This is a genomic window from Tropicimonas sp. TH_r6, from assembly GCF_033101155.1.
Taxonomy (GTDB): Bacteria; Pseudomonadota; Alphaproteobacteria; order Rhodobacterales; family Rhodobacteraceae; genus Tropicimonas.
Map to the genome: position 1 here is coordinate 33,930 of NZ_JAWMPX010000014.1, position 26,417 is coordinate 60,346.

Sequence of the window (26,417 nt, forward strand, 5' to 3'; positions counted from 1 at the left end):
CCCGTTCCACTGGCGATGTAAAATACCAGGATAGCTGACCGGGAGGTCGGCGCGGCAATTGCGGATTGGAGGGTATCATGGCGGGGCCAACATTGATCGCCAGCATGGCGGCGTCGCTTGTCGATTTCGCCGTGCGTCATGGCGCATCGGAGCCCTCGCTCCTTCAGGCCAGCGGGATTTCCAAAGCGGATTTGCGCAACCCCGATGGCCGTATCCCGGCGGATGCCTATCTGGATCTGATCGATGCCGCGGTGGACGCCACAGGGGATACCGGGCTGGCGATGCGCCATGCCGCCGAGACGAGCATCGGCAGGGTATCGGTCGTTGGCCTGATCGTCGAAGTGGCTGGCCCGCTCGAAGAAGCCATCCGGCACCTGAACCGGTATACGCGCATTGTCGCGGACCTCCCCGTCGCTGGCGGTGCCGATCGGTTCGAACTGCGCGAGGAAGGCGGCGCGCGCTGGCTGATCGACCACTTTCCCGGGGCCGAGATCGCGCCCGTGGGAATCGAAGAGACCTTCGCCAATTTGACAATGGGGTTCCGCAAGGCCGCACCGGGCCGGGAATTCGCGCTGGAGGTACAGGTGAGCTTTTCGCCTCCGCCGCATCGGGCCCTCTACGACGAGATCTTCCGCGCGCCGGTGCGTTTCAACGCCGGGCGCAACGCCATCCGCCTGAATCCTGCCTGGCTGGAAGAGAACACGCTTGCCCCGCAACCTTATGCCTTTGGGCTGTTCTCCCGCCACGCCGACACTCTGCTGGCAGAGCTCGAAGGCGGCGAGACGACGCGGGCGCGGGTCGAGGCACTGATCCTGCCGGAGTTGCACAAGGGCTCGATCTCCATGGACGCCGTGGCGCGCGATCTCGGGATGAGCCGTCAGACGCTGTATCGGCGTCTGAAGGATGAGAACGCGACCTTCGCGGAGGTTCACGATGACCTGCGCCAGAACATGGCGCGCGGCTACCTGACCGCCCGGAAGATCTCCGTCACCGAGGTGGCCTATCTGCTGGGCTTTTCCGAGGCATCCTCCTTCGTGCGGGCCTTCAAGCGCTGGACCGGTCAAAGCCCGGCCGCCTTTCGGCAAGCGCACGACGGATAGCGCGCGTCATCGATTGGCACGAAGTGTCAACTCTGTGGTGCCTGCGGTCATGCCGGCGGGCGCGGTGATCCCGTAAGATCTGACCTATGCAAAGCGTGATTGCGCGCCGCGTTGCGATCCGAAATCGCCCATGCGCCGCGATCACGGCTGTCGCCAGATTGGAACCATGACCATGTCAAACCTGCTTGATCTCCGCCGCCACCGGTTCGACGCGCTCCATGCGCTGCTGTTGGGCGGCATCCGCATGAAATCCCCGGATATCTACACCGAGAACAATCGCCTGAGGCGCGATGTCGGCCTTCCCGAAGCACCAGGTCGCCCCTCGCCCCTCAGCCTCGCAGAACCCATGGTCGGGCTGCGCCGGTAGGTCCGGCCCCTCGATCCCGCGCAGGAAAGGAGCAACAATGCAGACCGTTTTCGTCGCCGGCGCTACGGGGTATCTCGGACGGCATCTCTGCGCAGAGTTCTCCCGCCGAGGCGCCTACGTGATCGCGCTTGTCCGCGACGCGAGCCGCGCACGCGAGCTTGCGGCCGACAGCCTTGTCGAGGCCGAGGCAACGCGCCCCGAAACGCTGGTCGGCGTCATGGACGGCGCTGATCTCGTCCTGTCCGCTCTCGGGATCACCCGGCAATCCGACGGGCTCGGCTATCACGACGTGGACTACCAGGCCAATGTGAACCTGCTGCGGGAGGCCGAACGCGCAGGCGTCGGACGCTTCGCCTATATCCATGTTCTGAATGGAGAAAACATGCGCACCGTGCCGCTCGTGGCGGCCAAGACCGCCTTCGTTCGCGCGCTTCAGGCCTCGGCGCTTGCATCGATCGTGATCGCGCCGTCGGGGTTCTTCACGGATATGGGTGATTTCCTGTCGATGGCCCGTTCGGGCCGGGTCTGGCTGTTTGGGGATGGATCGCACAGGATCAACCCGATCCACGGCGCCGACCTTGCGACGGCCACTGCCGATGCCATCGAGGCCGGGCAAGATTGGCTCGATCTCGGCGGGCCCGACGCGTTCAGCCATACCGCGCTTGCCGAACTGGCCTTCGAGACTCTCGGACGGCCCGCGAGGATCACCCATCTTCCGGACAACCTGCGCCGGCTCGCGTTGCGCGTCCTGCCGTGGCTCACGCCGCGACGCATCCACGGGCCGGCACAGTTCTTTCTCACAGCCATGGCGATGGACATGGTTGGCCTTCCCCACGGCACGCACCGGCTTGCCGATCATTTCCGTTCGATGGCGAAATCCAGTTCGGAGGACCGGCCAGCTAGATACGCCGTCGGGACGGGAGATTGACGAACATGCCGGGGCGCTTGCGCGCGCACAAACAGAGACACCCCACCGTCCTATCCATCACGACAAATCAGAAAGGATCGCAGATGGCCGACACACAAACCGAGCTTTCCGGTACATCCTTCACACCCGAACGGACCATCGCGTCGCTGAGGGTCCTCCGTGTCGGACAGGCGGAACAACATCGCGAGCACCGCTACGGCAGCAGGATGCCGCAGCTTTGGTGGGTCTTCCTTGGCCGACACTGGGTCCCCCTGCCCCTGCAATGCTTCCTGATCGAGCATCGTGACGGGCTGGTGCTGTTCGATACCGGGATCGATCCGGCGATCCTCTCCGAAGAGGGCTATATCAACCAGGCGATCGGGCGCTTCCTGCTGCCGCGGATCTTTCGCTTCCACCTGACCGAGCGCGACCGCATCGACCATGTTCTGGCTGGTGCGGGAGTGGCTGCCAGCGACATCCGCATGGCCGTCATTTCCCACCTGCATTTCGACCATGTCGGCGGGATCGCACAGATCCCGCAAGCCGATCTGCTGGTCAGCGAGCGGGAATGGGCGATCCTTTCGGAGCCCCACCCGGAACGCGAATGGATTCTGCGTGAACACATTGAGATCCCGGGTGCAAACTGGCGGCAGGTTTCTTTCACGCCGACAGACGACCCGCTTTTCGACGGCTTCGAGGGGATCCACGACATTGCCGGGGATGGCACGATGATCCTGCTGCCGACGCCGGGGCACACACCCGGTTCCATGTCGATGTTGATCCGCCAGGACGGCTGGGACCCGATCCTTCTTGTGGGGGACCTGACCTATGAGACCGCGCTGCTGGAACAGGGAGTCCTCCCAGGAACAGGCGACACGGAAGCGCTGCTTGCGTCAGGCGCCAAGGTCCGGCGGCTCAAGGAGCGTCTGCCGGGTCTCACGATTGTCGCATCGCATGACTTCTCCGCCGAAGAGGTCGTGTCGCGGGCAACCCGCCGCACGCCCCAATCGACGGAGGCGTAGCACACGGACTGATACGAGACAGGGTTTTTCAGAGCACGAACCGAGGACGGGACGGTAATTCATACCCGAGTCGTTGTCTCCAATAAAGGTGTCCGTGGAACCGTCGGGTGCCTCCGCCGCGACACCGCAGCGCCACGCCGCGCAGGGCTTTTCGACGGCATCGACGAACAGCCGAACTTCGCTGCAAGCGCCGTTCAAACGTCTTCAGAACAGCAGGTTGGGCAAGAACAACGCCAGGATCGGGAACAGGCTCAGCAATACGATTGCGAAGAGGTGGATCAGCCAATAGGGGACCGTGGCAATCGCCACGCGACCAAGGCTGACCTCGTTATTCGTCAGAGCCGTCAACACGGAAAGGTTCAGTCCGACCGGGGGCGTTACCTGACCAATCTCGATGACGATGGTGATGACGACGCCGATCCAGATCGGATCGAAGCCCAACCCCGTCAGAAGCGGAAACACCACTGGCAGGGTCATGATCATCAAGGACAGGCCGTCGAAGAAACACCCCAGCAGCAGATAGATCAGCACCACGATCAGGAGCACCGAATATGCACCGAGGCCACTTTCCGCGACGGTTTCCAGGATCTGTTGCGGGACACCAAGGATGCTCACGGATTTCGCGAGGATCGTCGCGCCAAGCACCAGAAAGCCAACCGACGCGAAAAGCAACGCCGAGTGATAGATCGCGTCGAGCAGCTTGCGGAAGGTCAGATCGCCCCAGATAGAGGTCAGCAATATCGCAAAGATCACCCCGAGCCCGGCCGATTCCGTGGGCGTTGCCAACCCGCCGATAATGCTGCCGATGACGGCCGCGATGAGGGCGAGGATTGGCCAGATATGGCGGAACCCGGCAATGATCTCGAACAGCGACGCGTGGCTTTCGTCGCGCGGAGCAAGGGACGGATCACGGGCGCATCGGACCAGCAGGTAGGCCATGAAGAAACTGCCCACCATCAAGCCCGGCACGATGCCCGCCGCGAAGAGACGGCCAATGGAGGTCTCCGTCAGTGCACCGTAGATGAGAAAGGACAGGCTCGGCGGGATCAACAAGCCAAGCGTCCCGCCGCCGGCAAGGCTGCCGACAACCATATCCTTGTTGTAGCCGCGTTTCGTCATCTCCGGATAGGCAACCGACCCCACCGCCGCCGCGGTGGACAGGCTTGAGCCGCTGACCGCGCCGAACAGGGTGCACACGGCAATGTTGGTGTGCAGCAACCCGCCCGGCACCCGGCGAAACAGCGGCGAGAAGGCCGTGTAGGCGCGCTCGCTGACGCCGCTGCGCAGCAGGATCTCGCCAAGCAGGATGAAGACCGGAACGGCGCTCAACGTGAAGGAGTTGAAGACGTTCCAGATCGCATCCACGGCCAGCGATGTGGCGCCATTTGAAAAAACATGCAGGATTACCAGCCCGGTCAACCCGAGCGCAGCGCCAAGCGCCATGCCCGTGCCCGCGGTGGCAACGAGCCCGCCAATCAGGGTCGTCCAGAACATCAGGTCATCGTCTCGCTTTGATCGGTGAAGCCTGGCCGCGCGTCCTCTTTCTCTTCGGGAAGAATACCGACCAACCGGGCCAACAGGATTGCCATTGTCAAAACAATGGTCACTGGCATCACAGCCATCCACGGGTAGAGCAAAAGGCGCGAGGTCTGCGTCTTAAGGTTGCGATCATAGGCGAACTCGAACCACGGGATTATCTCGAGCATGAGCCAGCCGAAGAAGATGAGGCTCAACAGCATCCCGAGAACCGTCAGGGCCCGAAGCCAGACGCCGCCAGCCGCGTTGACCAGAAGCGCCACCCGGACATGCTGGGCCCGCAAGGTGATCATGGGAAGCGCGAGCAGCAGCGAGACGCTCAGCAACAAGCCGACCACCTCTTCGGTCACGTGCAGCGGCGTGCCGAGCTTTCGCATCACGACGCTGGTCGAGATGATGCAGACGATGGCCGCGATCCCCAGAGATCCCGCGATGGCGCAGGCAAAGGCGAGCCCGCGCAGAACCTGCGCCACGAGAAATCCGAAAGATCGGGCCATCTGGTCTTTCCCGCTCAGCGACCGAGTGCTTCCAGAACGCGCTCGCGATAGCCCTGTGCGTTTCCGCCGGCCTCTTCGGCCAGTTCGGCCCAGACCTCGGTCACCGACTCGACGAATTGTGCCCGGTCCGCCTCGGGGAAGTCATCGCCCCAGGTGAGACCTTGCGCCACCAGATCTTCCCGCGACTTCATCTCGCGTTCGATATCGTCGTCATATTGGTTGGTGCGTTCCCAAAGGTCGTCCGCCGCTTTCGTGACAGCGGTCTTGAACGCGTCGTCGGCAGCGTCCCAACGGTCCGATGCGACGCCGATCACGTAGGGACCGGACGCCATCGGGTAGAGGAAGGAGGCGTGTTTGGACACTTCCTGTAGCGAGACCGTGTGCGCATAGAGCGCGGGATAGAGCGCACAATCCACAACACCGGTCTTCATCGCGACATAGAGTTCTTCCTGCGGAATGATCTGGGCCGAAACGCCAAGACGCGTGAAGGTCTCGACCTGATCGCGGGCCCAGACGCGCAGTTTTTTCGTCTTCAGGTCTTCAAGCGTGTTGACCGGTTCTTCGCCGCAAAAGACCGAGACCATGAGCATCGGGATCGCGACGTAGCCGACCGAAGAAACACCCCACTCGGTGAATTCCTCCTCGTAGATCTCCTTGACCACGGGGATGGCCTTCTCGAACTCCTCGATCGAGCCGATCGTTCCCTGAACGACAACCGAGCTGAGCGCCGGTGCGTCGCGGCCGAGATAATTGGCCCACATGAGGCTCATCTCGACGGCGCCCTTGGGAAGAAAACGCAGAGTGTCGGTGTTGGGCAGACCCAGAGATCCGCCGCTATAGAGCTTCAGCTCATGCTCTCCGCCAAGCGCTTCGTTGGCTTCGGAAACGAATTGCTCCAACTCCGCGGATTCCGGACGGGTCTCTGGCAGGAAGTTGTTCACGCGCCACTCTTCGGCAACCGCGGGTGAAAGAGAAACAGCGAACCCAAGGGCAAAGCTCCCGATCAGGTGTTTCATAGTGCTACCTCCTGGACGTCCGTCCTGTCTGTTGGAAATCTCCGGGTGGTTTCCCGGATGCCGGTCTGTTTTCCGTTGTATTCGTTGTGCCACGGCTGCGAAAGCGCACAGGCCCGATTCTTTCACCCTACGGGCCAAAAACCCGGTTTGTCACCGTGCACTATCCGCTGCGGCGTTCACGCGGTCGCCGGGAAAGGTCGATTGACGAACCCGCGAATGAAGCGCAGCATCGGCGGTATGCGGTGTCCATATCAGGGAACTCATGAATGGGGATCAGGATCAAACCAAGATCGTTCGGACCGATCAGTGTCCGGTCCAATGGCGATGGGGTCTTGCTCTACGCCGGGCAAGATGAAGATTTCGCAGCCGTTCCGCCACACGGAACGCCCGTCGATCTTCTTTTGGCGTCTCTCGGCGCCTGCATTGCGAAGTCGCTTGAAATCGTTGCCGAACAACGCAATCAAAGGCTTTCGCCCTTCTCGGTCGAAGTGGCGGGAAAGAAGGCAACGGATCTTCCCAACCGCCTGGGGTCAGTCGATATCCGCGTCGTTGGGCGCCTGACAGACGACGCCGACATCTCGACCGAATTGCTGCGACACGCGAAATCGATCTGCACGATCAGCAATACGCTCAATTGCACGATCTCGCTCGATCTTGACCGGTCGGGGTGACGAACCCGATCCGGATGGTGGAGGCGGGAGTGCACAGGGACTGAAAGGGTCGGTGTCCCCTCATCCTCGACGGCTGCAGACGCAAGGAAAACGCCCGAAAGAGGCTTCGGACATCTCGATACGTTCGGATCGCCGGACCGCGCGTAGCGGCACAATATGCAGTATCTGGACCTGACACGCCATGATCCTCGGACCGATGGCGGTCCCATGGCTCGACCCTGGTCGCCGGGGTCTGAGTGGTCGATGTCGGCAAACTCCAGCCCGACCAAACACCTTGGCGCGCACCCAGAGCCCTTCTGGCACGATCGTCGGATTGACCCGACGTCTTCGGGTATGAACGGAGCCCGCTTTACCGATTGTTAGACGGAGATCGCCAGGACTCACGCGCCAAATCACTCCGGAGATATCAACAACCTGCAAAACCTTCCTCGCCGCATTGCTTGCGACGGCCGCCTGTACCAGCGCTGTCGCCATGGAAACCGACAAGTTCCGGTCGATCGTGGCGGACACAGTCTAACAGCTCGAAACAGGCGATGTGGACGCGGATGCGCTCATCGCAATGCAGGAAGAACTGGTGCAGATCGGCGTTGATGGCGCGCGGGAGCATGCCTCGGAAGCGCCGGAAGACGCAAAGGTCCTGAATTTCGTAGCGGACAGTGCCTACGAGACGATGGCATTGGACCTCGATGGGATCGAAGCCGCTTGGCATGATGGTGAAGCGTTCGAGGAAATCGGCGTCGACATCGAGATGTACGATCATTTCAGCCCGGTTGTTGGCCATGTAGATGCGGTCGTACATCCCGCAACTGCCATCATCGCTTTGGGTGACGACAAGGAGACCGGCGACAAGATGTTCCTGATCCAGGTGAAGGATGAACTTGCCGAGGTCTTTGAGCATCTCGCTCATATCGATTGACCATATTCTGACAGAGATGGAGCGCGGAACATGTTGCAATCAATGAGCATTTCCAAACAACTGGTCGTGGTGTTCAGCATCGTTCTGGGGATTGCAGCCGTCGTGGGCGGCGTCGGTGTTTACGGTGCGCGCTCTTTCACGCAAACGGTCAATGTCGCGGCCGAAGAAGTGTTGCCTCAGGCAGAACGAGCGGCGCTTCTTGCCGAAACGGCAGCGAAGACCGAAGTCGCCGCGGTATCCTATTTCGGTCGTGCCCGGAAAGATGCGCCGACAGAAGCCCGAATTGCGAACCTCATGGACGAACTCGGGCAGATCGCAGCGACGTCCGACAACCAACGGCTCGCGTCGGAGTTTGCAAGCTTACGGGAGAGCATGGACGCTACACTCGCCACTCATGAACAGTCGTCGAAATTCGTTTTCGTGTTTGACGAGATCGAGTACAGCCTGCCCGGCTTTCTCGAACATATTGCGGTCGTGAATGCGCGTTTTCTGAAATCCGTCGATGAGGCAACTCGTTTCGGTGTATTCGACGGATTGCCAACGGATCCCGCGGCAACCGAGTTCGCGCGTTGGTCGACCGGATACGTTGCCCCGGACGAAGACCTGTCTGCACTCATAGGCGCATATCGGAAGGCCGAAGGCAGCATGGTCGATTATGTTGCCGAGAAAATAATCGCGAAACCGGAGAAAGCCCAGGCGCAGTTCGTGCGCATGCAGTCGCGCCGTGTTCCCAAGGTGAATCGTGCCTTGGAGGCCTTGAATGAGGAAACAGCAAAACGGTTCAAGACGGCTGTCCAGGCAAAGCGGGAAAGTCTCGAAGCGCTCCTCGAACGGTTATCCGCAGTGATTGAGATATTGCGCTCGGAGCAAGGCAACGCCATGCAGGCCATGGCGGCATCTGTCGAGCGTGCAAAGTCAACCGGGACAACGACAATTGCCGTCGTGTCTCTGGTTTTGGCCTGTGGCATCTGCGTCGCCATGGTAGAGTTTTTTGCAGCAACGCGTCGGATCGGTCGCCCTCTTGCCGAACTCTCGAGCGTAATTGGAGAGTTGGCAGGTCGAAATTACGAAATCTCTGTGCCGTTCAAGTCGCGAATGGACGAGATCGGTGCCATTGCACAGGCCGCCGAAGAGTTTCGAGAGAGCGGGCTGGACCGCGAAAGACTGCAACGGGATCAGGAACAGGACCGAGAACGCGCGGAGGCCGACCGCCTTGAGCGCCTTGAAAGGGAACACACGGCGCAACGCGAAGCGGAACGGCGGGAACGAGAGGCAAAAGAGGCCGAGGACAAACGCCTTGCCGAGATCGAGCGCGCAGCGGAATCGGAACAGCGAGTACGTCAAGAGGAGCAAGCAATGGTCGTCGACTCGCTTGCCAAAGCTCTGCGAGATCTGGCGGACGGTAAACTTGATGCCCATATCGAAACGCAGTTTGGTGTAGGCTATGAGCAATTGCGCCTCGACTACAACCTCGCGATCGATACCCTCGCCGGTACGATCCGATCGATTTCCATGAGTGCCGGAACGATCAATCAGAACGCGGCATCGTTGAGCGAAGCTGCGGTGAGCCTTTCCAGCCGGTCGGAGCAATCCGCAGGTTCGCTGGAAGAGAGCGCAGCTGCGATCACAGAAGTCGCCTCTTCCGTCCAGAAATCGGCCGAACGTGCCAGTGAGACGGACGGCATCGTGAAAACGGCGCGCGATCAGGCCTAGAAGAGCTCTCTTGTGGTAACGGAAGCTGTCGCTGCGATGAGCGCGATCGACGGATCCTCCAAGAAGATCTCGAAGATCATCGATGTGATCGAGGATATTGCTTTCCAGACGAGCCTCTTGGCGTTGAATGCAGGCGTCGAAGCCGCCCGTGCCGGAGAGGCTGGAAGGGGATTCTCCGTGGTTGCATCGGAGGTTCGCGCTCTGGCTCAACGTGCATCCGAGGCGGCTCTCGAAATCAATGACTTGATCTCGGAAAGCGGCTCTCAGGTCGAGCAGGGGGTGACGCTGGTTGACAATGTCGGAGAGGCACTGGAGACAATCGTCCAATCCGTTTCCCGGATTTCCGGTCACGTAGCCGGAATCGCCCAGTCTTCGCGGGAGCAGGCAACCGGAATTGATGAAATCAGCAACGCTGTAAGCCAACTTGACCAAGCCATTCAGCAGAACGCAGCGATGTCTGAAGAATCTGTCGCGGCCACATTGTCAATGTCCCAGGAAGCCCGAAATCTTGCCGCAAACGTAGCAAGGTTCCATGTGGGTGCGGATGATCGGCAAGAGGGGCCGTGTCGTGAGGTGGCAGCATAGAATAGTGTACTGCCTTCCTTGTTTTTCAGGGCAACCAAAGACCACCTTGCAGTCGCGATCGCAGGGGCTTGCGCTCGTCAGGGATTGGCGGATCGTACGCATCAGTTTTCTTTGACCTATGGCGCAAAATGGACCCGCACAATGTCGTGGACCCGGTGGACACGCTCGACGCGAAAGTTCATGCGGACCGATAGGAGCGGATCGCTGGCCTCCTCTCCCGCCTCGACCAGTCCGCCATCGGTCTCGAAGGCATTGCGACGCGAAGGACCGCGAGGATCCAAGCGCGCGGCGCCTCGCTCAATGGGGCCTGAACGTCGGGCGGAATGCAGGGGATGCGCTGGAGCGCGTACCCGGGCCAGCCGGTCCGCTCACACGCCTACCCGCCATATCCGCCACGCGCCCCACCGGTCTTTCCGAACCCGCCCCGGGAAGCGACGCTGGCCTTGGTCATAGGCGTCTTGCCGATCGTGGTCGGAGGTTTCGTGAACTGGTTCGCGCCGAGTTTGGCTTTGCCGGAATTGCCCGAATAGACGTTTGAGCCGGACGCGTTGGCGAATTTGCCGTCAGCTGTGCGGTACATCGGCTGGGAGCGCGCGTAGCCGCCGCGTCCGCTCAGCATGTTGCCGATCAGGTAGCCGGTGAGCAAAGGCATGAAGATGCTGCCCGACCCGCCACTGGCAACCGCCTCTTCCGATCCGCAAGCGCCTTCACCATGCTGGGACTCGCAGACCTCAAGGCTGTCGTAGCGCGGCGCGGTTTCGACATGCAACTGCTCGGCTTCGGCGATCGCCGCCTCGCAATCGGCTGCCGTCAGGAGTCCGTCGCCTCCCGCGGCGGCCTCCTTGCAACTCTCAAGATCAGGGAAGGCCTGCGCGTCCACCTGCTCCTCACGGCATCCGGAGAGCGTGAAGGCGGCGGCGCCAAGGATACAAAGTGCAACGGTTCTCGAACGTTTTGTCATGGCAGTACCCTACCCTTCTTCAGTCGCGGATGAAATGCGGCTTGAACCGCGACAGGTCCTGGGTGATGCGGGACCGGTCTTCGCGCATCCCCATCCCGGCACAGGTGTCGCCAACGACCCACGCCCCGACCACCGGGCGGAAGCCCTCGAACACCGGGAGCGGGTGATAGGCCTGAACGATTTTGGGGTAATTGGAATAAGCCTCGTTGCTCGAAGCCTCGGTCGTCTCGCCGCCCTCGACAATCGACAGAGATGCGCCTTCGCGCGAGAAGAGCGGCTTTCGAACATAGCCCGTCGAGAGGGCGTCGGCGGATCGTTCGAACAGCCCTGCGACATCCGGCGCAGCACCGCCCCGGCCGGCCAACGCCGCCCCGATATCGGCATCGAAAAAAGCCGGCAGCAGGTTCGGATGGCCCTCGAACATCTCCCACAACACCGGCAGCAGGCCCTTGTTCGACAGAACGGCCTTCCAGGCAGGCTCCAGCATCAGGCACCCGGAATCGGCAAGCCGCGCCGCGTAATCGTCGCGCAGCAGGTCCTCCCAGGGATAGAGCTTGAAGAGCGTGCCGATCACCCGGTCCTCGGCATCGATGAACTGACCATCGGTGCTCAACCCGATCTGTTCCAGGTCCGTGTAATGCGCCCCGAGTCCGGCCTCGCGCGCTGCCCAGCCCATGCATTCGACCGTGGCGTAATCCTCGGCTGTATCAGCCGCAGCCGCGAAGTGGAGATCGGTCCCTTCGGCAAAGACGGCCCGGAACCGCTCGACCAGTGCCTCATGGATGCCGTTGAACTGATCATCACCGCGCTGAAGCACGCCAAACTCGATCTGTTGCTCAAGCCAGAGCCATTGGAAGGAGGCGGATTCATACAGCGATGTCGGCGTATCGGCATTGTATTCAAGCAGTTTCGCCGGGCCAGTGCCATCATAGGCGAGGTCAAACCGCCCATAGATCTCGGGGTCTTCGCGGCGCCAGCTTTCCGCGACGAGCGGCCAATAGGCCTCGGGAATGCCCAGCTTTTCCAGCAGCGCCTCGCTGGCCAGTATCCGCGCGACCGCATCCCGGCACATCGCATGCAACTCGGTGGAGGGGTCCTCGATATCGTCCTCGATCTGCCGGAGGGTAAACCGATAGGCGCTGGATTCCTCCCAGTAAGGCTCACCATGCATGTCGGCAAATGTGAAGCCGAGATCGCGGGCCGCGTCGCGCCAGCCCGGTCGTTCCGGAAGAACGATCTTTTCCATGTAGCGACTCCTCTCCCGCCAACCCTTGTCTGTTTTTCATGTCCTGTCGCAGCAAGGTCTTCAACCCGGTTTGCGCCGTGAGACGGCAGATCCCGCAGCGCTGCTCTTGACCACGCTCCTGTCACGCCCGGACCGGAACGCTGCCGAGACCGCGCCCCGCGGGAGGAAGACATGACCGATCAGCTTTGCGCATTGCGGCGTCGGACGCCTGTGTTTGCGACCCGCTCGGGCGATGACGGCCTCTGTCATGCGCGGGCGCCACGGCTTTCAAAGAAGCGGCGCGATGAACCGGGCGACCGGCGTCTCGGAATTCAACCGGCAGGCGCGGTTGTCGAGATTGGTCCCTGTGACCTCCGGGCGACCCGTTTTCGCCCTTTCGGGAGACTCGGTCCTGAGCCCACCATGCAGGCTGACCGGGCCAGAGGCGCGCAGATCGTCCTTCTCCGCAAAACGCCGCTGACCGCGCTTGGCAAGACCACCGCCAACCCGCCCCGGTCCCTCAATGTCGGTTTGAGATCCACCGGCATTGATATGGCGCGAAGACGATCTCGCCACTGGCCGCGTCGATGAATTCGTCGCTCAAAAGGTCGATCCATTGCTCGCCACCGATCAGGTTGATCGACAGGACCGGCATGCGGATCTCCCGGTCGGTCACGTTGTGGATCGCGAAGACCGATTGCGCTCGGTCGAGGCTCTGGCGCCAGAAGCCGAAGAGATCCTCGCCCAGATGCAGGGTGAACTGCGTCGCGTTGGGGTGGAACGCCTTCTGTTTCACCCGGACAGCAATCCGCGCCTTCAACGCCGCCATCACCCGCGCTTGCGTGCTCTCGGGATCGGTGAGCCGTGCCCGCAGCTCGTCGTAATCCCAGCGGTGTCGGTTGATCGCCCGGTTGATGCCGGTCTTTTCGACCCCCTCCAGATCGTTCGGCGTGCCCAGAAGCGCGTGAATATAGAAGGCTGGCAGGCCCTCCAGCGCCATGACGATGGTCTGCGAACACAGGAAGCGCTCGAACTGCCACTCATCCGCGCCCTCGACCGTGCCCGCCATTGCATCATACCAGGTGATGTTCAGCTCATAGGGCTTCTCGCCGCCGCCCGGCAGCGAGCGCATTGAGACCTTGCCACCAAAGCTGCGCACCGTGTCGACAATGGCATCCGTCTCCTTCTGGCTGAGCAGCCCCTCGACAGGGCGCATGCCGATACCGTCATGCGAGGCGGTGAAGTTGAGATAGGCGCAACCGAGCTGCGCCGGCGGCATGGCCATCTGCCAGCGGTTGAGCTCCCGCGCGGTGCCGTTCAGCAGCGCGTGCAGGATCAGTGGCGGCAGGGAGAAATTATAGATCGAATGCGCCTCGTTCATGTTGCCGAAATAGGAGAGGTTCTCGGCATTGGGCACATTGGTCTCGGTCAGCAACACGGCCCGCTCGGAGGCATAGTCGAAGAGCAGGCGCATCATGCGCACGATGGCATGGGTCTGCGGCAGGTGGATACAGCTGGTCCCGATCTCCTTCCAGAGGAAGGCCACCGCGTCGAGCCGGATGATCCGGACGCCATGATCGATATGCAGGCGCATGACACGGAGGAATTCGAGCAGCACCTCCGGGTTCGAGAAGTCGAGATCGACCTGGTCATGGCTGAAGGTGCACCAGACATGGCGCTCGCCCATCGCGGTATCGACCTTGCGCAGCAACGGCGTGGTGCGGGGGCGAACGACCTCCGAGAGGTCATCCTCGGGGCTGGCCTCGAAGAAGAAGCGGTCGAAGGGCGGCTTGCCCTGGCGGTAGTCCTGAAACCAGTTGGAGAAGCTGGAGACATGGTTCAGCACCAGGTCCGACATCAGCTTGAATTCCTCGGCGATGCGGTTGATGTCCGACCAGCTTCCGAGCGCGGAATTGACGGATCGGTAGTCGGTCACCGCGAAACCGTCATCGGAGGTGAAGGGGAAGAAGGGCAGGATATGCACGCCGCTGATCACCCCGGCGAGGTTCTCCTCAAGGAAGTGGCGCAGCAGGTCGAGCGGCTTGTGAACCCCGTCGACGATGGAGTTGCCGTAAGTGATGACCAGCGTGTCGGTCTCGTCCCAGAGATTGTTGCCGGGCGGGCGGGCGCGCGTGCGATACCCGGTCCCCTCGGGCCAGAACGCGTCCAGAATCTCCGCACGCAGGGCCGGGATATCGCCCTGCGGGTAGATCTGTTCCAGCAAGTTATCGAGCTTGGCTGTGAATTTCGTGGCGGATTTGGACATGGGGCGCGCTCTCCGGGTCGTTCCGACTGAGTTGTGGCGAAAACGAAACCGGTTTCAAGCGCCAATGGCATGCATTTTCGGACAGGCCGCCCCGACAAGGGGCAATGCCTCGCAAAGTGGCGCTTGCTCGCAGGCAGGGCATGTCGGCAGCATCGCCCGACATTGACAATCTGCCCCCGACTGTCAAAAGTTTTGCCATGAAAGACCGGGAAGCAACCATTCTTGACGCGGCCAGGCGGCTGTTTTTGCGCTACGGCGTGAAGCGCACGAGCATGAATGACATCTCACAAGAAGCCGGGATCTCGCGCCAGACGCTCTACAACGCCTATAGCAACAAGGATGCCGTGCTCTGCGCATTGATCCGTGACCATGCCGAGCAGGCCCATGTCGAGATTCTGGCCGGGCTGGAGACGACCACCGAGCTCGGCGCGCAGCTTGATCTCGTCTTCGACCGCGTTGTCGTGAGCGCGTATGACCTGCTGATGGAAGCTCCGAACTCGGCGGATCTCGTCGAGGGGTTCAACTCGATCTCGCAGGCGGAGATCGACGCCGCCTATGCGCAGGTCCGCACCCTGCTGGCGCAGCTGCTGGCACCGCATAAGGCGGCGATCGGTGAAAACGGTCTCGGTGTCCAACAGCTTGCCGACTTTGTGCAACGCATGGCAAAGGCCGCAAAAACCACCGCCTCGAACCGGGCGCATCTGCTCGATCTTCTGCAGACCCTGAAGATAGCAACACTGAAACTGGCCGGCGTCTAGGCGCCCCGTCGCCGCTCGGTCTCACCTCACGCCTTGCTCCGCATCAATCGCCGGACATGTCCTGCCGGCGCGCAGCGAAGAACGCCCGGAGCAATTGCCCCGCCTCCTCCGCACAGAGCCCGTCATAGATCTCGGGCACGTGATGCGCCTGTGGATGGGAAAAAATCCGCGGGCCTTGCGCGATGCCGCCCGATTTCGGATCCGCCGCCGCGTAGTAGAGCCGTTCGATCCGGGCCGCGGAGATCACCATCGCGCAAGCCGGACAAGGTTCAAGCGTGACATAGAGCCGGTGCCCGGGCAGCCGCTCGGAGCCGGCCGCCTTGCAGGCGGCCCGGATGACCAGCACCTCCGCATGGGCGGTCGGATCGCAAAGCTCGCGCGTCCGGTTGCCGTCCCTGGCCACAACGCGGCCCGACGGATCGACCAGCACGGCGCCAACAGGCACCTCGCCGCGGTCGGCGGCCGCGCGCGCTTCCTCGAGCGCGGTCTCCATATGGCTCGTGAACGGGCTCATTCTCTCCCCCTGCCCGCTCGCGTCGCCCTTGGCAAGAGCAGCGGCGCGGCGTATCGGGGGGCATGACAGAGACATCACAGCCCCCAAAAGACGGCGAGCGGATCGCCAAGGTCATCGCACGCTCAGGCCGCGCCTCCCGCCGCGAGGCCGAGCGCCTGATCGAAGCTGGCCGGGTCAGCGTCAACGGGACGCCAATCGAGAGTCCCGCGCTCAACGTGACCGCCGCGGACAAGATCACCGTCGATGACGTGCCCCTCGCCGAGGCCGAGCCGCCCCGGCTCTGGCTCTACCACAAGCCCACCGGGCTGGTGACGACGGCGCGGGACGAGAAGGGCCGCAAGACGGTTTTTGACGCGCTGCCCGAGGAGATGCCCCGGGTGCTTTCGGTTGGCCGGCTGGATATCAACTCGGAAGGGTTGCTGCTGCTGACCAATGATGGCGGGATCAAGCGGCGACTGGAGCTGCCCTCGACCGGTTGGGTGCGAAAATACCGGGTGCGGGTCAATGGACGCCCCAAGGACGAGGGTCTGGAACCGCTGCGCAAGGGAAAGACCATCGACGGCGAACGCTTCCAGCCGATGACCGTCACGCTCGATCGCCAGCAGGGCGCCAATGCCTGGATCACGGTCGGCATTCGCGAGGGCCGCAACCGCGAGATCCGGCGCGCGATGGAGAGCATCGGGCTGACGGTGAACCGTCTCATCCGCATCAGCTACGGCCCGTTCCGCCTTGGCACGCTCAAACCCGGCGAGGTCGAAGAGGTCAAGGGGCGCGTCCTGCGCGACCAGCTCGGCCTCGACAAGGATTTCGAACCGGCAGCCACTCCCAAGCGGAAACCCCAGCGGCGGCGGCGCTGAGCGCGCGCGGGCGTGCCGCCGGGCAGAGCCCGAGCGGCGGTGGCGCCGCTTGCGCGGCGCGGTTGCGCTTGAAAGTCCGGTCCGGGAACGGCGACAGGTCCGCATATTAAAGAGTTGCCCGCCCGGGCGTCCCCCGGTCGGGCGCGGCTCTGGTCAAAGCATTACATCTGCTCGAGGATTTTCCGTTTCCTGGCCTCAAACTCTTCTTCGGACAGCACGCCCGAAGATTTCAGGGCACCGAGCTTTTCCAACTGATCGATCGGTGACGGGGTCGCTGTCTCCGCGTCCCGCCTCTCTGAGCGGAAGGTGGCGAGCCAGCGGCCTGCCAACTCGGTAAAGACCGGAGCTGACGCCTTCTGAAAGACACGGATGACGACCGAGTGATCCCGGAGATCGATGATCACCTTGCCAAGCATCCAGCCCTGCGCAGCCGACACCTTCTCGACCCATTCATGCCGTATGGAATGCATCGCCACGGATCTCGTGAGCATCGAGTGGTCGATCGCCAGGAACCGTTCGCTGGTCAGGGCAACCAACCAGGTATTGGGGCCGAAATCGTAGGAATTCGACTTGTCTGTCTGGGACATGTTCCCCGAGGTGAGCGCAAAGATGACCTCCCCATCTTCGAGGAAGTCCGCCAGCACATCCAGTTCCCGGTTGATGCCGACATTGTCCAGCTCGACGCCGTTCAGCCTGCAAATCCCCGGCCAGTCCCGCGCTTCGGTCAAAGCCCTGTATGTCTCGAACCTGTCCATCAAGATCCCCCTCGCCCAAGAAGGGATCAGGGGCTCGTCGCTGTCAAGATTTGAAGCCCGCCCCTTTTGATACCGACCCAACTCATTTGCGAACGGACCGGACAGCAATGACCCAAGCGCTTGCCCGGCCGAATGACCCGCGGGCACTCCGCGCTGGACAACAGGACACCGCTCGCCCGCCCTGCAACGGACAGGCCGTATCGCTGCGCCATCAGGAAAAAGGATGGAGAACATCAGAAAGATTCAGTTTTTCGGTTGCCTCGACTGCTTCAGAGTTCATGCAAAGCGGAGGAACACCCAATGAAGCTGTCTTTCTTTACAATGCCGATTCATCCGCTGGGCAAGCCCTATGCGCAGAGCCTGGCCGAAGATCGCGAAGCCTTTCTCCTTGCCGATCAGCTGGGATTCGCGGAAGCCTATTGCGGCGAGCACACGACCGACCAGGCCGAGATCATTACCTCGACCGTCGCCTTCCTCGCCAGCCTTGCCTACGAGACGAAGAATATCCGCCTTGGCACCGGCACGGTGAACCTGCCCAACTCACACCCCGCCCGCGTCGCGGCCGAGGTCGCGATGCTGGACCATATGCTGGAAGGCCGGTTGAATTTCGGCATCTCGCCTGGCGGGCTGATGTCGGATGCCGAAGCCTTCGGATCGATGGACAAGGATCGCAACGCGATGTTTGTCGAATGCATCAACATGGTGCTCGACATCTGGGCCGGCGAGGCGCCCTACAATCTGAAGGGCGATTTCTGGGAGGTCTCGACCGAGCGCACCATGATGCGCGAGATCGGCCAGGGCGACATCATGAAGCCCTACCAGGATCCGCATCCGCCCATCGTCGGAACCGCCGTGGCCCCCTATTCCAAGGGCGTCTCCGCCATGGCCGAGCGCGGCTGGCAGCCGATCTCCGCGAATTTCCTGATGCCAAAATGGGTCGCCACCCATTGGCCGAAATATGTCGAGGGCTGCGAGAAGGCCGGGATCTCCGCCGATTACGCCAACTGGCGCGTCGCCAAGAATATCTGCGTGGCCGAGGATATGGAAACCGCGCGGGCCTATGCGCGCGATCCCGGCAGCCCCTATGTGCTCTATTACTCTCAGCTTCTGACCAAGATGCGCGCGGGCGGGCGGCTGAACCTCTTCAAGGAAGATCAGGCCATGCCCGATGACGAGGTCACGCTGGATTACGTGCTTGACCGGCTGGTGATCCATGGCGACCCGTCCTCGGTCGCCGATCAGGTCCTCGCCTTCCGCGAAGAGACCGGCCCCTTCCGCCACCTGATCTATGCCGGCCATGACTGGGCCGATTACGACCTTGGCCGCAGGGGCATGGTCCTGATGGCAGAGAAGGTGATGCCGCTCCTGACCGAGGCGACCAAGTCCGAAACCGGCGCAGCCGCCGCCTGAGACGCCGCCACAGATCCCCCATCCGGAGACAGGACATGACCGTGATGACGCAGAATACCGACATTGATCCGAAAGCATTCCGGCGGGCACTGGGCAATTTCGCAACCGGCGTGACGATCATCACCACGCGCGCGCCCGATGGTACGCCGGTGGGCGTGACGGCGAGCAGCTTCAACTCGCTCTCGATGGACCCTCCGCTGATCCTCTGGAGCAGCATGAAGGGCACGCCGAGCTGCAAGGTCTTCGAAGAAGCGCCGTATTTCGCGGTCAACATCCTTGGCTCGGACCAGATGGCGATGTCCAACCACTTCGCACGCCAGCAGGAAGACAAGTTTGCCGGCCATGACTGGGAAGAAGGGATCGGTGGCGCGCCGCTTTTCCCCAACTGCGCAGGACGGTTCCAGTGTGAGACCTATGGCAAACTCGATGGCGGCGACCACTGGATCTTTATCGGTCGTGTGGTTGCGTTCGACGATTTCGGGCGCTCGCCGCTCTGCTTTCATCAAGGCTCCTATTCCGTGCTCTTCAACCACCCGGACAGCGTTCCGAAAGCGGCAGAGGGCGCCGCGCGCGACGTCGATCGCGGGCGGATGGGCAATCACAAATTCTTCATGATGCTGCGGGCCGTGCGGGCTTACCAGGAGCGATACCTGCCGAAGCTGGACACCCTCGGGCTGAGCCTGATTGAGGCACGGACCCTGCTTGTTCTCAACGACCTGTCCGGCCTGACCATCGAGGAACTGGTCATCCACTTGCACAGCCCGGTTCCGGAGGCGAGTGCTGCGGTGCAAACCCTGATCGCGACCGGGTTGCTCGAGAAGGCCGGGTCCGGATACGGGCTGACGGAGGCCGGTCAGGCCAAGGCCGACAAGTGCTGGGACCTCGCGGATGCACATGCCGAGGAGAGTTTCAAAGCCTTCAGCGACGAACAGATCGAGACCTTCACCGGCGTTTTGCGCCAGCTGATCGAAAGCTGACCGGCCGGCTCGTCTCGTCTATCGTAACTGGGTCGGGACCGACCCGAAATGCGGCCGAACCGGTTTCCTCCCCCGGTGCGGTCGCATCTTTTTCAGGAGAGGGCTCCGCAGTCAGTCCAAAAGCCGACTGGAACAGGCCCGTCATCCGTCGCGTCTCTTGGCGATAAAGCAGCTAGGTCCAGCAGGTCTCGGCGTTGCCGTGTTTCCGACTTCGCGCGACGTGATATCGCCGACCAGATGCGAAACCAGACCCGACGCTTAGGCCCCGACGTCAGGCATTTCGACAAACCGAACGCCGTTGATCTTCCAGCCATCCTCCGTCGGGATCATTTCGTACTCCAACGCGTGATATCGGCCTTCGCTGTCCCGGAATACGACAACCTGATAGTCAGCTCCGGACCGGGAAACGGTTGGACCGAAGCGAACGGATGATGGTTTCCAAACCATCGGGTAACCTTGCTCGACCATCTGACCAAATTGCTTCGGGCTCTGGAAGATTGTCTTGATGTTTGGGGACGCAAAGCTGAATGCGCCTTCGAGATCGCGTTTCTCGAAGGCCTGAAGCTGCGAGCGGATGACTTGCTGGATGTCGCTGAGCGACTGCTGTGCAGCCGATGCGAGCGGAAAGAGTGTTACAAGCAATATCGCGATGGTTCTGTAAATCATGATCGTCACCTCCCTGTCTCGAGATAGCGCGAGGTGACGCTCAGGAAAGGTGTCGCGCCGAAACGTCCTGCTTCGCGAATGCGGGAAACGATGACGTGCCGATCCACACACCCATTTTGGCAGGCTCCGATGAGCGAAGGCCTGATGGCGCTCCCGACTGTCGGCAATGCGCATGAAAGGGGCTTTGTTGGCGGGGCTTTTCGGCTCCTGCGAGGCTATTCGGGGGCTACGCGAGACAGTTTGGTGGCCACCATCCCGGAGACCGGCCAGGCGGCACCGGTCTCCGGGACGGGCGAGATCTGCCTGTTCAGACCTGTTCCGTCGGGACGTTCAGCGCGCGGATCGCGGCATCCACCTCGCGCACGCGCTCGGCATTGTCCCGCGCGAGGGTCCCGTCCGCATGCCACATCGAGTTCTCGAACCCGACGCGTGCCTTTCCCCCAAGCTCCGCGGCCCGAACAAGGCTCCGGGTTTCCGCGGCACCAAAGGCACAGACCATCCAGTCGATTTCCATATGGTCGAGCGGGTCCAGATAGGCTTCGAGTTCGACACTGTTGCGCGACCCATGGGCGTAGCAGCCCTGAACGAACAGAACGGAGTGACGTTTCCCGGGGATCCAGTCATTCGCGCAGGCTTCGGCGAACGCACTGACATCCTGCGGGGAATAGAGGATATGCTGGATTCCGACACCGCTCTCCTGCGCCCAGGAATAGAAGTCGCGCGCAGCCGGCCAGTCATCGGAGTGGCGCACCATTTCGCGCAACCCAACCGACACGTTGTCAGGCTTCAGACGGTGCATCATCGCGCGCTGCTGCTCCGCCTCATAGCGACCTGCCGCTTCCGAAGTGACCTGCAGATACATGCCCGGCACCTCTTCTCTCAACCGATCGAGCAGCGCACCGTAACGCCCGGCATCGAGCAGATGGGCGCCGGAGCCATCGCGGATATGCAGGTGGATCCCGTCGGCGCCGGCCAGCTGACACTCGCGGGCCGTCTCGACGGTCTCGTCCTCGGTGATCGGCAGCGCCGGATGATCGACCTTGCCGCGCCGCGCGCCATTGGGCGCCACCATCAGGCGGGGCAGCGCGCTCATCGCCCCGCTCCTGGCCTGACAATGGCAACGCAAACGTCAGTTGGGCGGCTTCCGGGCCACCCCGGACAATGGAATTCAGGCATGTCTTGCTCCCCAGACAATGGTCTGGCGAAAAATACCTGAAGCCGACCCTTCACAAATAAGAACAATGTGGAATAGCCTCCATAAGAAAATCGGATAGCCCAATGAAGCTCCAGCAACTTCGTTACTTCGTCGCGGTCTATGAACAGGGATCGTTCTCGGCGGCTGTGGACAAGGTGAATGCCACGCAATCCGGACTGTCCATGCATGTCAGCCAGATTGAAAAACGCTATAACGTGAGCCTGTTCAAGCGCAGTTCCTCCGGCGTGACGCCGACGGAGGTGGGGCGGGCCTTCTACAAGGAGGCGATCAAGGTCCTGGCTGCTGCGAGGGTCGCCGAGGAACGGCTGATCAACCTGTCCAAGACGGTTGTCGGCCATGTGCATGTCGGGCTGATGCCGACCTTCACCCGCGCGGTGCTGACGGTTGTCCTCAAACGATTTGCCAAGGAATATCCGGAGGTTCGCCTCTCGGTTTCCGAGTCCTATTCGGGCATCCTGCTACAGGAAGTGCGCGAGGGGCGGCTGGATTTCGGAGTCGTGCCTGCCTTCATCGATCTCGACGACTCGCTGATCTCGAAACGGATGGGAACGGATCTGGAATGCCTCGTCTGGAGCTCGGAACGCGAGATTCCGAGGGCGAAAGACGGTGTCCTGCTGCGAAACCTCTCTCCCTTGCGTCTGGTCCTGCCCGGCGCCGGAAATGCGCGGCGGCGGCGGATCGAGAACTATCTCACCGCGAACCAGATCAATGTCAGTGATCTCATGGAACTCGACACGATGCATGGCACGCTGGACATGGTCGCAAACTCGGACTGGGTGACAATCCTTCCGGGCATCATGTGCCTGCCGGATCTGGAGGGTGGCCCGCGGCAGGTGGCGCCGCTGGCCGACCCGCCGCTGATGGTCGATTACATGCGGATCGAGACGCGCAAACGCCCGCTCAGCGCCGCCACCCAGGCCTTTGCCGACATTCTCCAGGAGGAGCTCAACTCCGCCCTGGAAATCGACCCGTTCAGCCCGAGCTGACAGATCGCCGCCGTGGCGCTCCAGCGCCGGGTATGTGTGAGTCAGGGCATCAAAAATCCTGATGCCCTCTGCGATCTATTATTATTTCTTCTGTATGCGCACTTGCCCGTATTTTTGAAGAAGGCGGCGATGTCGCCATGCCGCCGATCTCACTCTCTGCGGGGTCGGCGGCGGGCGAACCACGCCAGTTTCAAACCGGACAGGGCGCCTCAGCGCCTCTAGACCAGAAAGCCGAGACCGCATGACATCCCAGAAACTCCACTCCACCGTTTCCGGCCGCGAGGACGGCCCCGCGTTACTGCTGCTCAACAGCTTTGGCGCCACGAACGCCATGTGGGACGCTCAGATGCCGCTGCTGGAGTCCTGCTACCGGGTGATCCGCTGCGACACGCGCGGCCATGGCCGGAGCCCGACACCGCCAGCCCCGTACAGCTTCGACGATATCGTGGGAGATGTGCTGGCTTTGCTCGACACGCACCGGATTGAGAGCGCGAGCGTGCTGGGGCTGTCCATGGGCGGCATGACCGCACTCGGGCTGGGGCTGACGGCGCCAGACAGGATCAACCGGCTGGTCTGTTGCGCCGCCCGCGCAGACGCGCCGCCACCGTTCATCCAGAACTGGCACAACCGCCTCGCCATGCTCGAAGGCGGCGGCATGGAAGCGGTGTGGAACGGCACGGTCGGCATGTGGCTTGGGGAAGAGACGAGACGCGCGTATCCGGAGCGGGAAGCGGCGCTGCGCGAGAGCTTCTTGCAGACGACCGACGAAGGCTATCGCGGCTGCGCCCACGCGCTGATTGGGCTGGACTACCTGCGTCGGCTGGGCGAGATGCGCGTGCCGACCCTGTTCGTTGCCGGGGCCGAGGACAAGGCGGCCCCGCCCGAGGCAATGCTCACCATGGCACAGGCCTGCCCCGGTTCGGAATACGCCGTTGTTCCCGGCGCCAGCCACATCGTCAATGTCGACCGCCCAAAGGATCTCAACCTCGCGATCCTCGGTTTCCTCGAACTTGAAGCCGAATGAAGCCGGGCGCGGGTCGACCGGCCCAACCCTCCTGACGCCAAGCACCGACGGGGCCACGCCCGTTTGCGGGGCGCCCTCCCGGCAGGTCGCGCTCACCCGTCATCACCGCTGAATATGACGCTATGTCAAATAGCGGCGCTCTCCACATTTCAAGATCGACACTTGACCGACGCCAAAGCAGACTGTACCCGGCCCGTCTAAAAAAAGACACAATTGCAGACAGTTGCTTCGGGGCGTCTTTTCGACTGGCCAGCCCTGATCTGTTAACTTATATGGGTTGCAAGAGGATACTCCGTGTGGCAACGTTGCTATCGGGGGCCGTTTCCTTGAAGAACTCAAAGGACGGAAGTAGAGATGAAGATAAAATTTTTGGCTGCGGCGGTTGCTGGGGCAATTGCATTTGCGGCACCTGCAGCCGCTGCTGTGTGGAACTTCACATACACATACGGTGCTGATGTCATATCTGGATCGTTTTCGGGCGAGCTCGGTGTCGATGGCAATACCGTTTTGGGAACAACACCCATCAGCCTTGCGATGAACGGCGTGACGCATTCCGATGACATCGTGCAGTTCCGTGGCGGTGAGAATTTGTTCACCATTGATGGGCTGGACCAGTTTTTCATAATGGCGAACGCATCAGGCACCGAAGGCTTTGCAATTCAAAGCTCTTCAAGCCTTTACACGTATTACGACATCGACAATGGCACCACGTTCGCCAATAGTGACTATGACCCAAGCAACTGGACTCTTTCGGCTGTGCCGCTTCCGGCGTCCGCATTGCTCCTGATCGGTGGACTGGGTGGTTTGGCTGCATTCCGGCGCCGCACTGCCTGACGCCTGTCAATGGTTCGAGATAAAGGCCGCCTTTAGGGCGGCCTTCTTCATTTCCGTCGAGAGCAATTTTGCAGATAACCGATCTGGCCTTTATTGCAACGGGCTGCATGGTTTCTCAATCCACGCCTGCCTAAAGCCTTTGGAAGGTTCTTTCCGGAAAGGCAGATCGCTGGAAAATGCCTTCTGAAAGCCCGTGTCCGATTCGCGGCTGCGCCCTGGGGAGCGAGGATTCAATCGACGTTCGGGGCCTCTTGTTAACCAACCCTCTCCGCAGAACCTTTTCGAAACAAACTGTTTCCAATTGGCCGAAATGGCCGGTTGCCACCTTTTCGCCCCATTTCCCGACGCCGTCTCTCAAAGGATGGCACTCCGGGCGCTCGAACTCGCACCCGTCTTTTGACCTTGGCCATCCGCGTCCGCCGCATCAGATATCCGACAGTGCAACCGAGTTTCCGGTTTCGGCTGAGAGCGCGATCGCTTCGAGCACCTCAATATTGTGCACCATCTCCTTATTCGTGAACGGGTAGGCAGCGCGCCCCGCTGCCGCATGCGCGAAGGCCTCAAGGTTGTGGGTCACGGCATCTTCCCAGGCATGGACCTGTTGTTCGACAGGCTGGCCACTTTTCGCGGTCAGCACACGCACGATGCCATCGGGCGTGTCCGGATGACTGTCATTGAGCACCTCGACCCATTTCTCTGTCCCGAACACATGCATCCGGATGAAATGTGGTGTGTGCAGGACGGCGCTGAAGGTCGCCGTCATTCCCGCTTCGAACTTGAGCTGCACCGTCACCACGTCACCCGTCTCCCATCCCAGCGAGCGGTTGGCCGTGAACGCATGCAAGGTTTCGACCCGGCCAAAGAAGGAGATCAGCAGGTCGCTGAGATGGATGCCCATCGCGGTCATGCCGGCCGCGGGCGAGATATCCTTCTTCGTGCGCCAGTCATTGGCGGGAACCCCGATCAGCTTGTCATGACTGAAGGCGGCCTCGGCATGCATGACCGTCCCAAGCTCTCCCCCGTCCAGCGCCGCGCGCAAGGCCAGCATGGCCGGTTCGAAACGCCGCTCATGGCCGATGCCCAGCTGGACCCCGGCTTTCTCGCAGGCGGCAACCGAACGGCGCGCGCTGTTCGCCGACAATCCCAGCGGCTTTTCGCAGAAGACATGCTTGCCGGCCGCCGCAACCTCGGCGATCTGCGTCTCGTGCAGCGTGTTGGGAGTTGTCAGGATAACGGCATCGACCTGAGCCAACGCGAGAGGCTCGGCCAGCTCGGTCCATGCCGGCAGGCCCATCTCCAGAATGCCCGCATGGTTCTCCGTCACCGGTTCGACAATCCCCGCGACGCGCAGCCAGGGATGCCCCTGTAGCCGGTTGGCGATATGCTTGCCCCACCAGCCGAAGCCGGCAATGGCTACGGTGAAGGTCGAATTGGCCTCGGTCATGAGATGCTCCCTGTCATGTTGACGTCCTGTGCGACCGGCGGTTGTCCCGCGCATGCCGATCCGGTGCGGGCCGGAAGGCTATCGCGACAGGATAGCGGCAGGAATTCCATCCAAACCAACAATGTAAGCTGATGCTCGCCGTCAGGGAATCCGATGCCCTACGGGGGCGCCATCTATCAACTTTCCTGAAGGCA

The 26,417-nt window shown here is 61.8% G+C and carries 26 protein-coding genes; 15 read left to right on the forward strand and 11 right to left on the reverse strand.

What is annotated here, in order from left to right:
* Positions 1 to 77: 77 nt before the first annotated feature.
* The 4 genes from R3X27_RS14350 to R3X27_RS14365 all read left to right on the forward strand — a co-directional run bounded on the left by R3X27_RS14350 (position 78) and on the right by R3X27_RS14365 (position 3,396).
* Positions 78 to 1,100 carry an AraC family transcriptional regulator gene (locus R3X27_RS14350; protein WP_317709558.1) on the forward strand — a complete coding sequence of 341 codons (1,023 nt, stop codon included), beginning with the start codon at positions 78 to 80 and terminating at the stop codon, positions 1,098 to 1,100.
* A gap of 172 nt (positions 1,101 to 1,272) precedes the next feature.
* Positions 1,273 to 1,467 carry a hypothetical protein gene (locus R3X27_RS14355; protein ID WP_317709559.1) on the forward strand — a complete coding sequence of 65 codons (195 nt, stop codon included), beginning with the start codon at positions 1,273 to 1,275 and terminating at the stop codon, positions 1,465 to 1,467.
* Positions 1,468 to 1,504: 37 nt separating this feature from the next.
* The gene (locus R3X27_RS14360) at positions 1,505 to 2,395 is read left to right on the forward strand and encodes an SDR family oxidoreductase (RefSeq protein ID WP_317709560.1); all 891 of its coding nucleotides are present in this window, start codon (positions 1,505 to 1,507) and stop codon (positions 2,393 to 2,395) included.
* 83 nt (positions 2,396 to 2,478) lie between these two features.
* The gene (locus R3X27_RS14365) at positions 2,479 to 3,396 is read left to right on the forward strand and encodes an N-acyl homoserine lactonase family protein (RefSeq protein ID WP_317709561.1); all 918 of its coding nucleotides are present in this window, start codon (positions 2,479 to 2,481) and stop codon (positions 3,394 to 3,396) included.
* 204 nt (positions 3,397 to 3,600) lie between these two features.
* Here R3X27_RS14365 and R3X27_RS14370 read toward each other — a convergent pair whose 3' ends face one another.
* From R3X27_RS14370 to dctP, 3 genes are read right to left on the reverse strand one after another with little or no spacing between them, the layout of a single operon-like run.
* The gene (locus R3X27_RS14370) at positions 3,601 to 4,890 is read right to left on the reverse strand and encodes a TRAP transporter large permease (protein ID WP_317709562.1); all 1,290 of its coding nucleotides are present in this window, start codon (positions 4,888 to 4,890) and stop codon (positions 3,601 to 3,603) included.
* Complete coding sequence (locus tag R3X27_RS14375) at positions 4,890 to 5,429, reverse strand: TRAP transporter small permease (RefSeq protein WP_317709563.1); 540 nt, start codon at positions 5,427 to 5,429, stop codon at positions 4,890 to 4,892. Before R3X27_RS14375 ends, R3X27_RS14370 begins: the two co-directional genes overlap by 1 nt.
* A gap of 14 nt (positions 5,430 to 5,443) precedes the next feature.
* A complete protein-coding gene (gene dctP, locus R3X27_RS14380) occupies positions 5,444 to 6,445 on the reverse strand; it encodes a TRAP transporter substrate-binding protein DctP (protein WP_317709564.1) in 1,002 nt (333 codons plus the stop codon).
* Positions 6,446 to 6,711: 266 nt separating this feature from the next.
* Between dctP and R3X27_RS14385 the strand changes: the two genes are divergently transcribed.
* The 4 genes from R3X27_RS14385 to R3X27_RS14400 all read left to right on the forward strand — a co-directional run bounded on the left by R3X27_RS14385 (position 6,712) and on the right by R3X27_RS14400 (position 10,330).
* The gene (locus tag R3X27_RS14385) at positions 6,712 to 7,116 is read left to right on the forward strand and encodes an OsmC family protein (protein WP_317709565.1); all 405 of its coding nucleotides are present in this window, start codon (positions 6,712 to 6,714) and stop codon (positions 7,114 to 7,116) included.
* A 559-nt stretch (positions 7,117 to 7,675) separates the two neighbouring features.
* Positions 7,676 to 8,032 (forward strand): hypothetical protein, encoded by a 357-nt coding sequence (locus R3X27_RS14390; RefSeq protein ID WP_317709566.1) that lies wholly within the window; start codon positions 7,676 to 7,678, stop codon positions 8,030 to 8,032.
* A 30-nt stretch (positions 8,033 to 8,062) separates the two neighbouring features.
* Positions 8,063 to 9,745 carry a methyl-accepting chemotaxis protein gene (locus R3X27_RS14395; protein ID WP_317709567.1) on the forward strand — a complete coding sequence of 561 codons (1,683 nt, stop codon included), beginning with the start codon at positions 8,063 to 8,065 and terminating at the stop codon, positions 9,743 to 9,745.
* Between the two features lie 12 nt (positions 9,746 to 9,757).
* A complete protein-coding gene (locus tag R3X27_RS14400; protein ID WP_317709568.1) occupies positions 9,758 to 10,330 on the forward strand; it encodes a methyl-accepting chemotaxis protein in 573 nt (190 codons plus the stop codon).
* A 376-nt stretch (positions 10,331 to 10,706) separates the two neighbouring features.
* Here R3X27_RS14400 and R3X27_RS14405 read toward each other — a convergent pair whose 3' ends face one another.
* From R3X27_RS14405 to R3X27_RS14415, 3 genes are all read right to left on the reverse strand, one after another.
* Entirely contained in the window at positions 10,707 to 11,291 is a 585-nt protein-coding gene (locus R3X27_RS14405) for a DUF1190 domain-containing protein (RefSeq protein WP_317709569.1), read from the reverse strand.
* A 19-nt stretch (positions 11,292 to 11,310) separates the two neighbouring features.
* Complete coding sequence (locus tag R3X27_RS14410) at positions 11,311 to 12,537, reverse strand: glutathionylspermidine synthase family protein (RefSeq protein WP_317709570.1); 1,227 nt, start codon at positions 12,535 to 12,537, stop codon at positions 11,311 to 11,313.
* Positions 12,538 to 13,036: 499 nt separating this feature from the next.
* Positions 13,037 to 14,782: a sugar phosphorylase gene (locus R3X27_RS14415; protein WP_317709571.1), complete on the reverse strand. Its 1,746-nt coding sequence runs from the start codon at positions 14,780 to 14,782 to the stop codon at positions 13,037 to 13,039.
* Positions 14,783 to 14,979: 197 nt separating this feature from the next.
* On the opposite strand from R3X27_RS14415, the gene R3X27_RS14420 reads away from it, so the two are divergent.
* Positions 14,980 to 15,540, forward strand: coding sequence for a TetR/AcrR family transcriptional regulator (locus R3X27_RS14420; protein ID WP_317709572.1), 561 nt, complete (start codon positions 14,980 to 14,982; stop codon positions 15,538 to 15,540).
* A 43-nt stretch (positions 15,541 to 15,583) separates the two neighbouring features.
* Here R3X27_RS14420 and R3X27_RS14425 read toward each other — a convergent pair whose 3' ends face one another.
* Complete coding sequence (locus R3X27_RS14425; protein ID WP_317709573.1) at positions 15,584 to 16,054, reverse strand: nucleoside deaminase; 471 nt, start codon at positions 16,052 to 16,054, stop codon at positions 15,584 to 15,586.
* A gap of 62 nt (positions 16,055 to 16,116) precedes the next feature.
* On the opposite strand from R3X27_RS14425, the gene R3X27_RS14430 reads away from it, so the two are divergent.
* Complete coding sequence (locus tag R3X27_RS14430) at positions 16,117 to 16,911, forward strand: pseudouridine synthase (protein ID WP_317709574.1); 795 nt, start codon at positions 16,117 to 16,119, stop codon at positions 16,909 to 16,911.
* 161 nt (positions 16,912 to 17,072) lie between these two features.
* Here the strand turns inward: R3X27_RS14430 and R3X27_RS14435 are convergent, their stop codons facing one another.
* Positions 17,073 to 17,666: an SHOCT domain-containing protein gene (locus tag R3X27_RS14435; RefSeq protein WP_317709575.1), complete on the reverse strand. Its 594-nt coding sequence runs from the start codon at positions 17,664 to 17,666 to the stop codon at positions 17,073 to 17,075.
* 300 nt (positions 17,667 to 17,966) lie between these two features.
* On the opposite strand from R3X27_RS14435, the gene R3X27_RS14440 reads away from it, so the two are divergent.
* Both R3X27_RS14440 and R3X27_RS14445 read left to right on the forward strand, forming a co-directional pair.
* Complete coding sequence (locus R3X27_RS14440; protein ID WP_317709576.1) at positions 17,967 to 19,076, forward strand: LLM class flavin-dependent oxidoreductase; 1,110 nt, start codon at positions 17,967 to 17,969, stop codon at positions 19,074 to 19,076.
* 35 nt (positions 19,077 to 19,111) lie between these two features.
* Positions 19,112 to 20,053, forward strand: a complete 942-nt coding sequence (locus R3X27_RS14445) for a p-hydroxyphenylacetate 3-hydroxylase reductase component (RefSeq protein WP_317709577.1) — start codon at positions 19,112 to 19,114, stop codon at positions 20,051 to 20,053.
* A gap of 258 nt (positions 20,054 to 20,311) precedes the next feature.
* On the opposite strand, the gene R3X27_RS14450 is transcribed toward R3X27_RS14445, so the two are convergent.
* Positions 20,312 to 20,719, reverse strand: a complete 408-nt coding sequence (locus R3X27_RS14450) for a DUF4864 domain-containing protein (RefSeq protein ID WP_317709578.1) — start codon at positions 20,717 to 20,719, stop codon at positions 20,312 to 20,314.
* Between the two features lie 307 nt (positions 20,720 to 21,026).
* Positions 21,027 to 21,812 carry a 3-keto-5-aminohexanoate cleavage protein gene (locus tag R3X27_RS14455; protein ID WP_317709579.1) on the reverse strand — a complete coding sequence of 262 codons (786 nt, stop codon included), beginning with the start codon at positions 21,810 to 21,812 and terminating at the stop codon, positions 21,027 to 21,029.
* A 185-nt stretch (positions 21,813 to 21,997) separates the two neighbouring features.
* Between R3X27_RS14455 and R3X27_RS14460 the strand changes: the two genes are divergently transcribed.
* The 3 genes from R3X27_RS14460 to R3X27_RS14470 all read left to right on the forward strand — a co-directional run bounded on the left by R3X27_RS14460 (position 21,998) and on the right by R3X27_RS14470 (position 24,779).
* A complete protein-coding gene (locus R3X27_RS14460; protein WP_317709580.1) occupies positions 21,998 to 22,921 on the forward strand; it encodes a LysR family transcriptional regulator in 924 nt (307 codons plus the stop codon).
* A gap of 241 nt (positions 22,922 to 23,162) precedes the next feature.
* Entirely contained in the window at positions 23,163 to 23,945 is a 783-nt protein-coding gene (locus R3X27_RS14465) for an alpha/beta fold hydrolase (protein ID WP_317709581.1), read from the forward strand.
* A gap of 354 nt (positions 23,946 to 24,299) precedes the next feature.
* Positions 24,300 to 24,779, forward strand: coding sequence for a VPLPA-CTERM sorting domain-containing protein (locus R3X27_RS14470; RefSeq protein WP_317709582.1), 480 nt, complete (start codon positions 24,300 to 24,302; stop codon positions 24,777 to 24,779).
* Between the two features lie 424 nt (positions 24,780 to 25,203).
* On the opposite strand, the gene R3X27_RS14475 is transcribed toward R3X27_RS14470, so the two are convergent.
* On the reverse strand, positions 25,204 to 26,223 hold the full coding sequence (locus tag R3X27_RS14475; protein ID WP_317709583.1) for a Gfo/Idh/MocA family oxidoreductase: 1,020 nt from the start codon (positions 26,221 to 26,223) through the stop codon (positions 25,204 to 25,206).
* Positions 26,224 to 26,417: the final 194 nt, after the last annotated feature.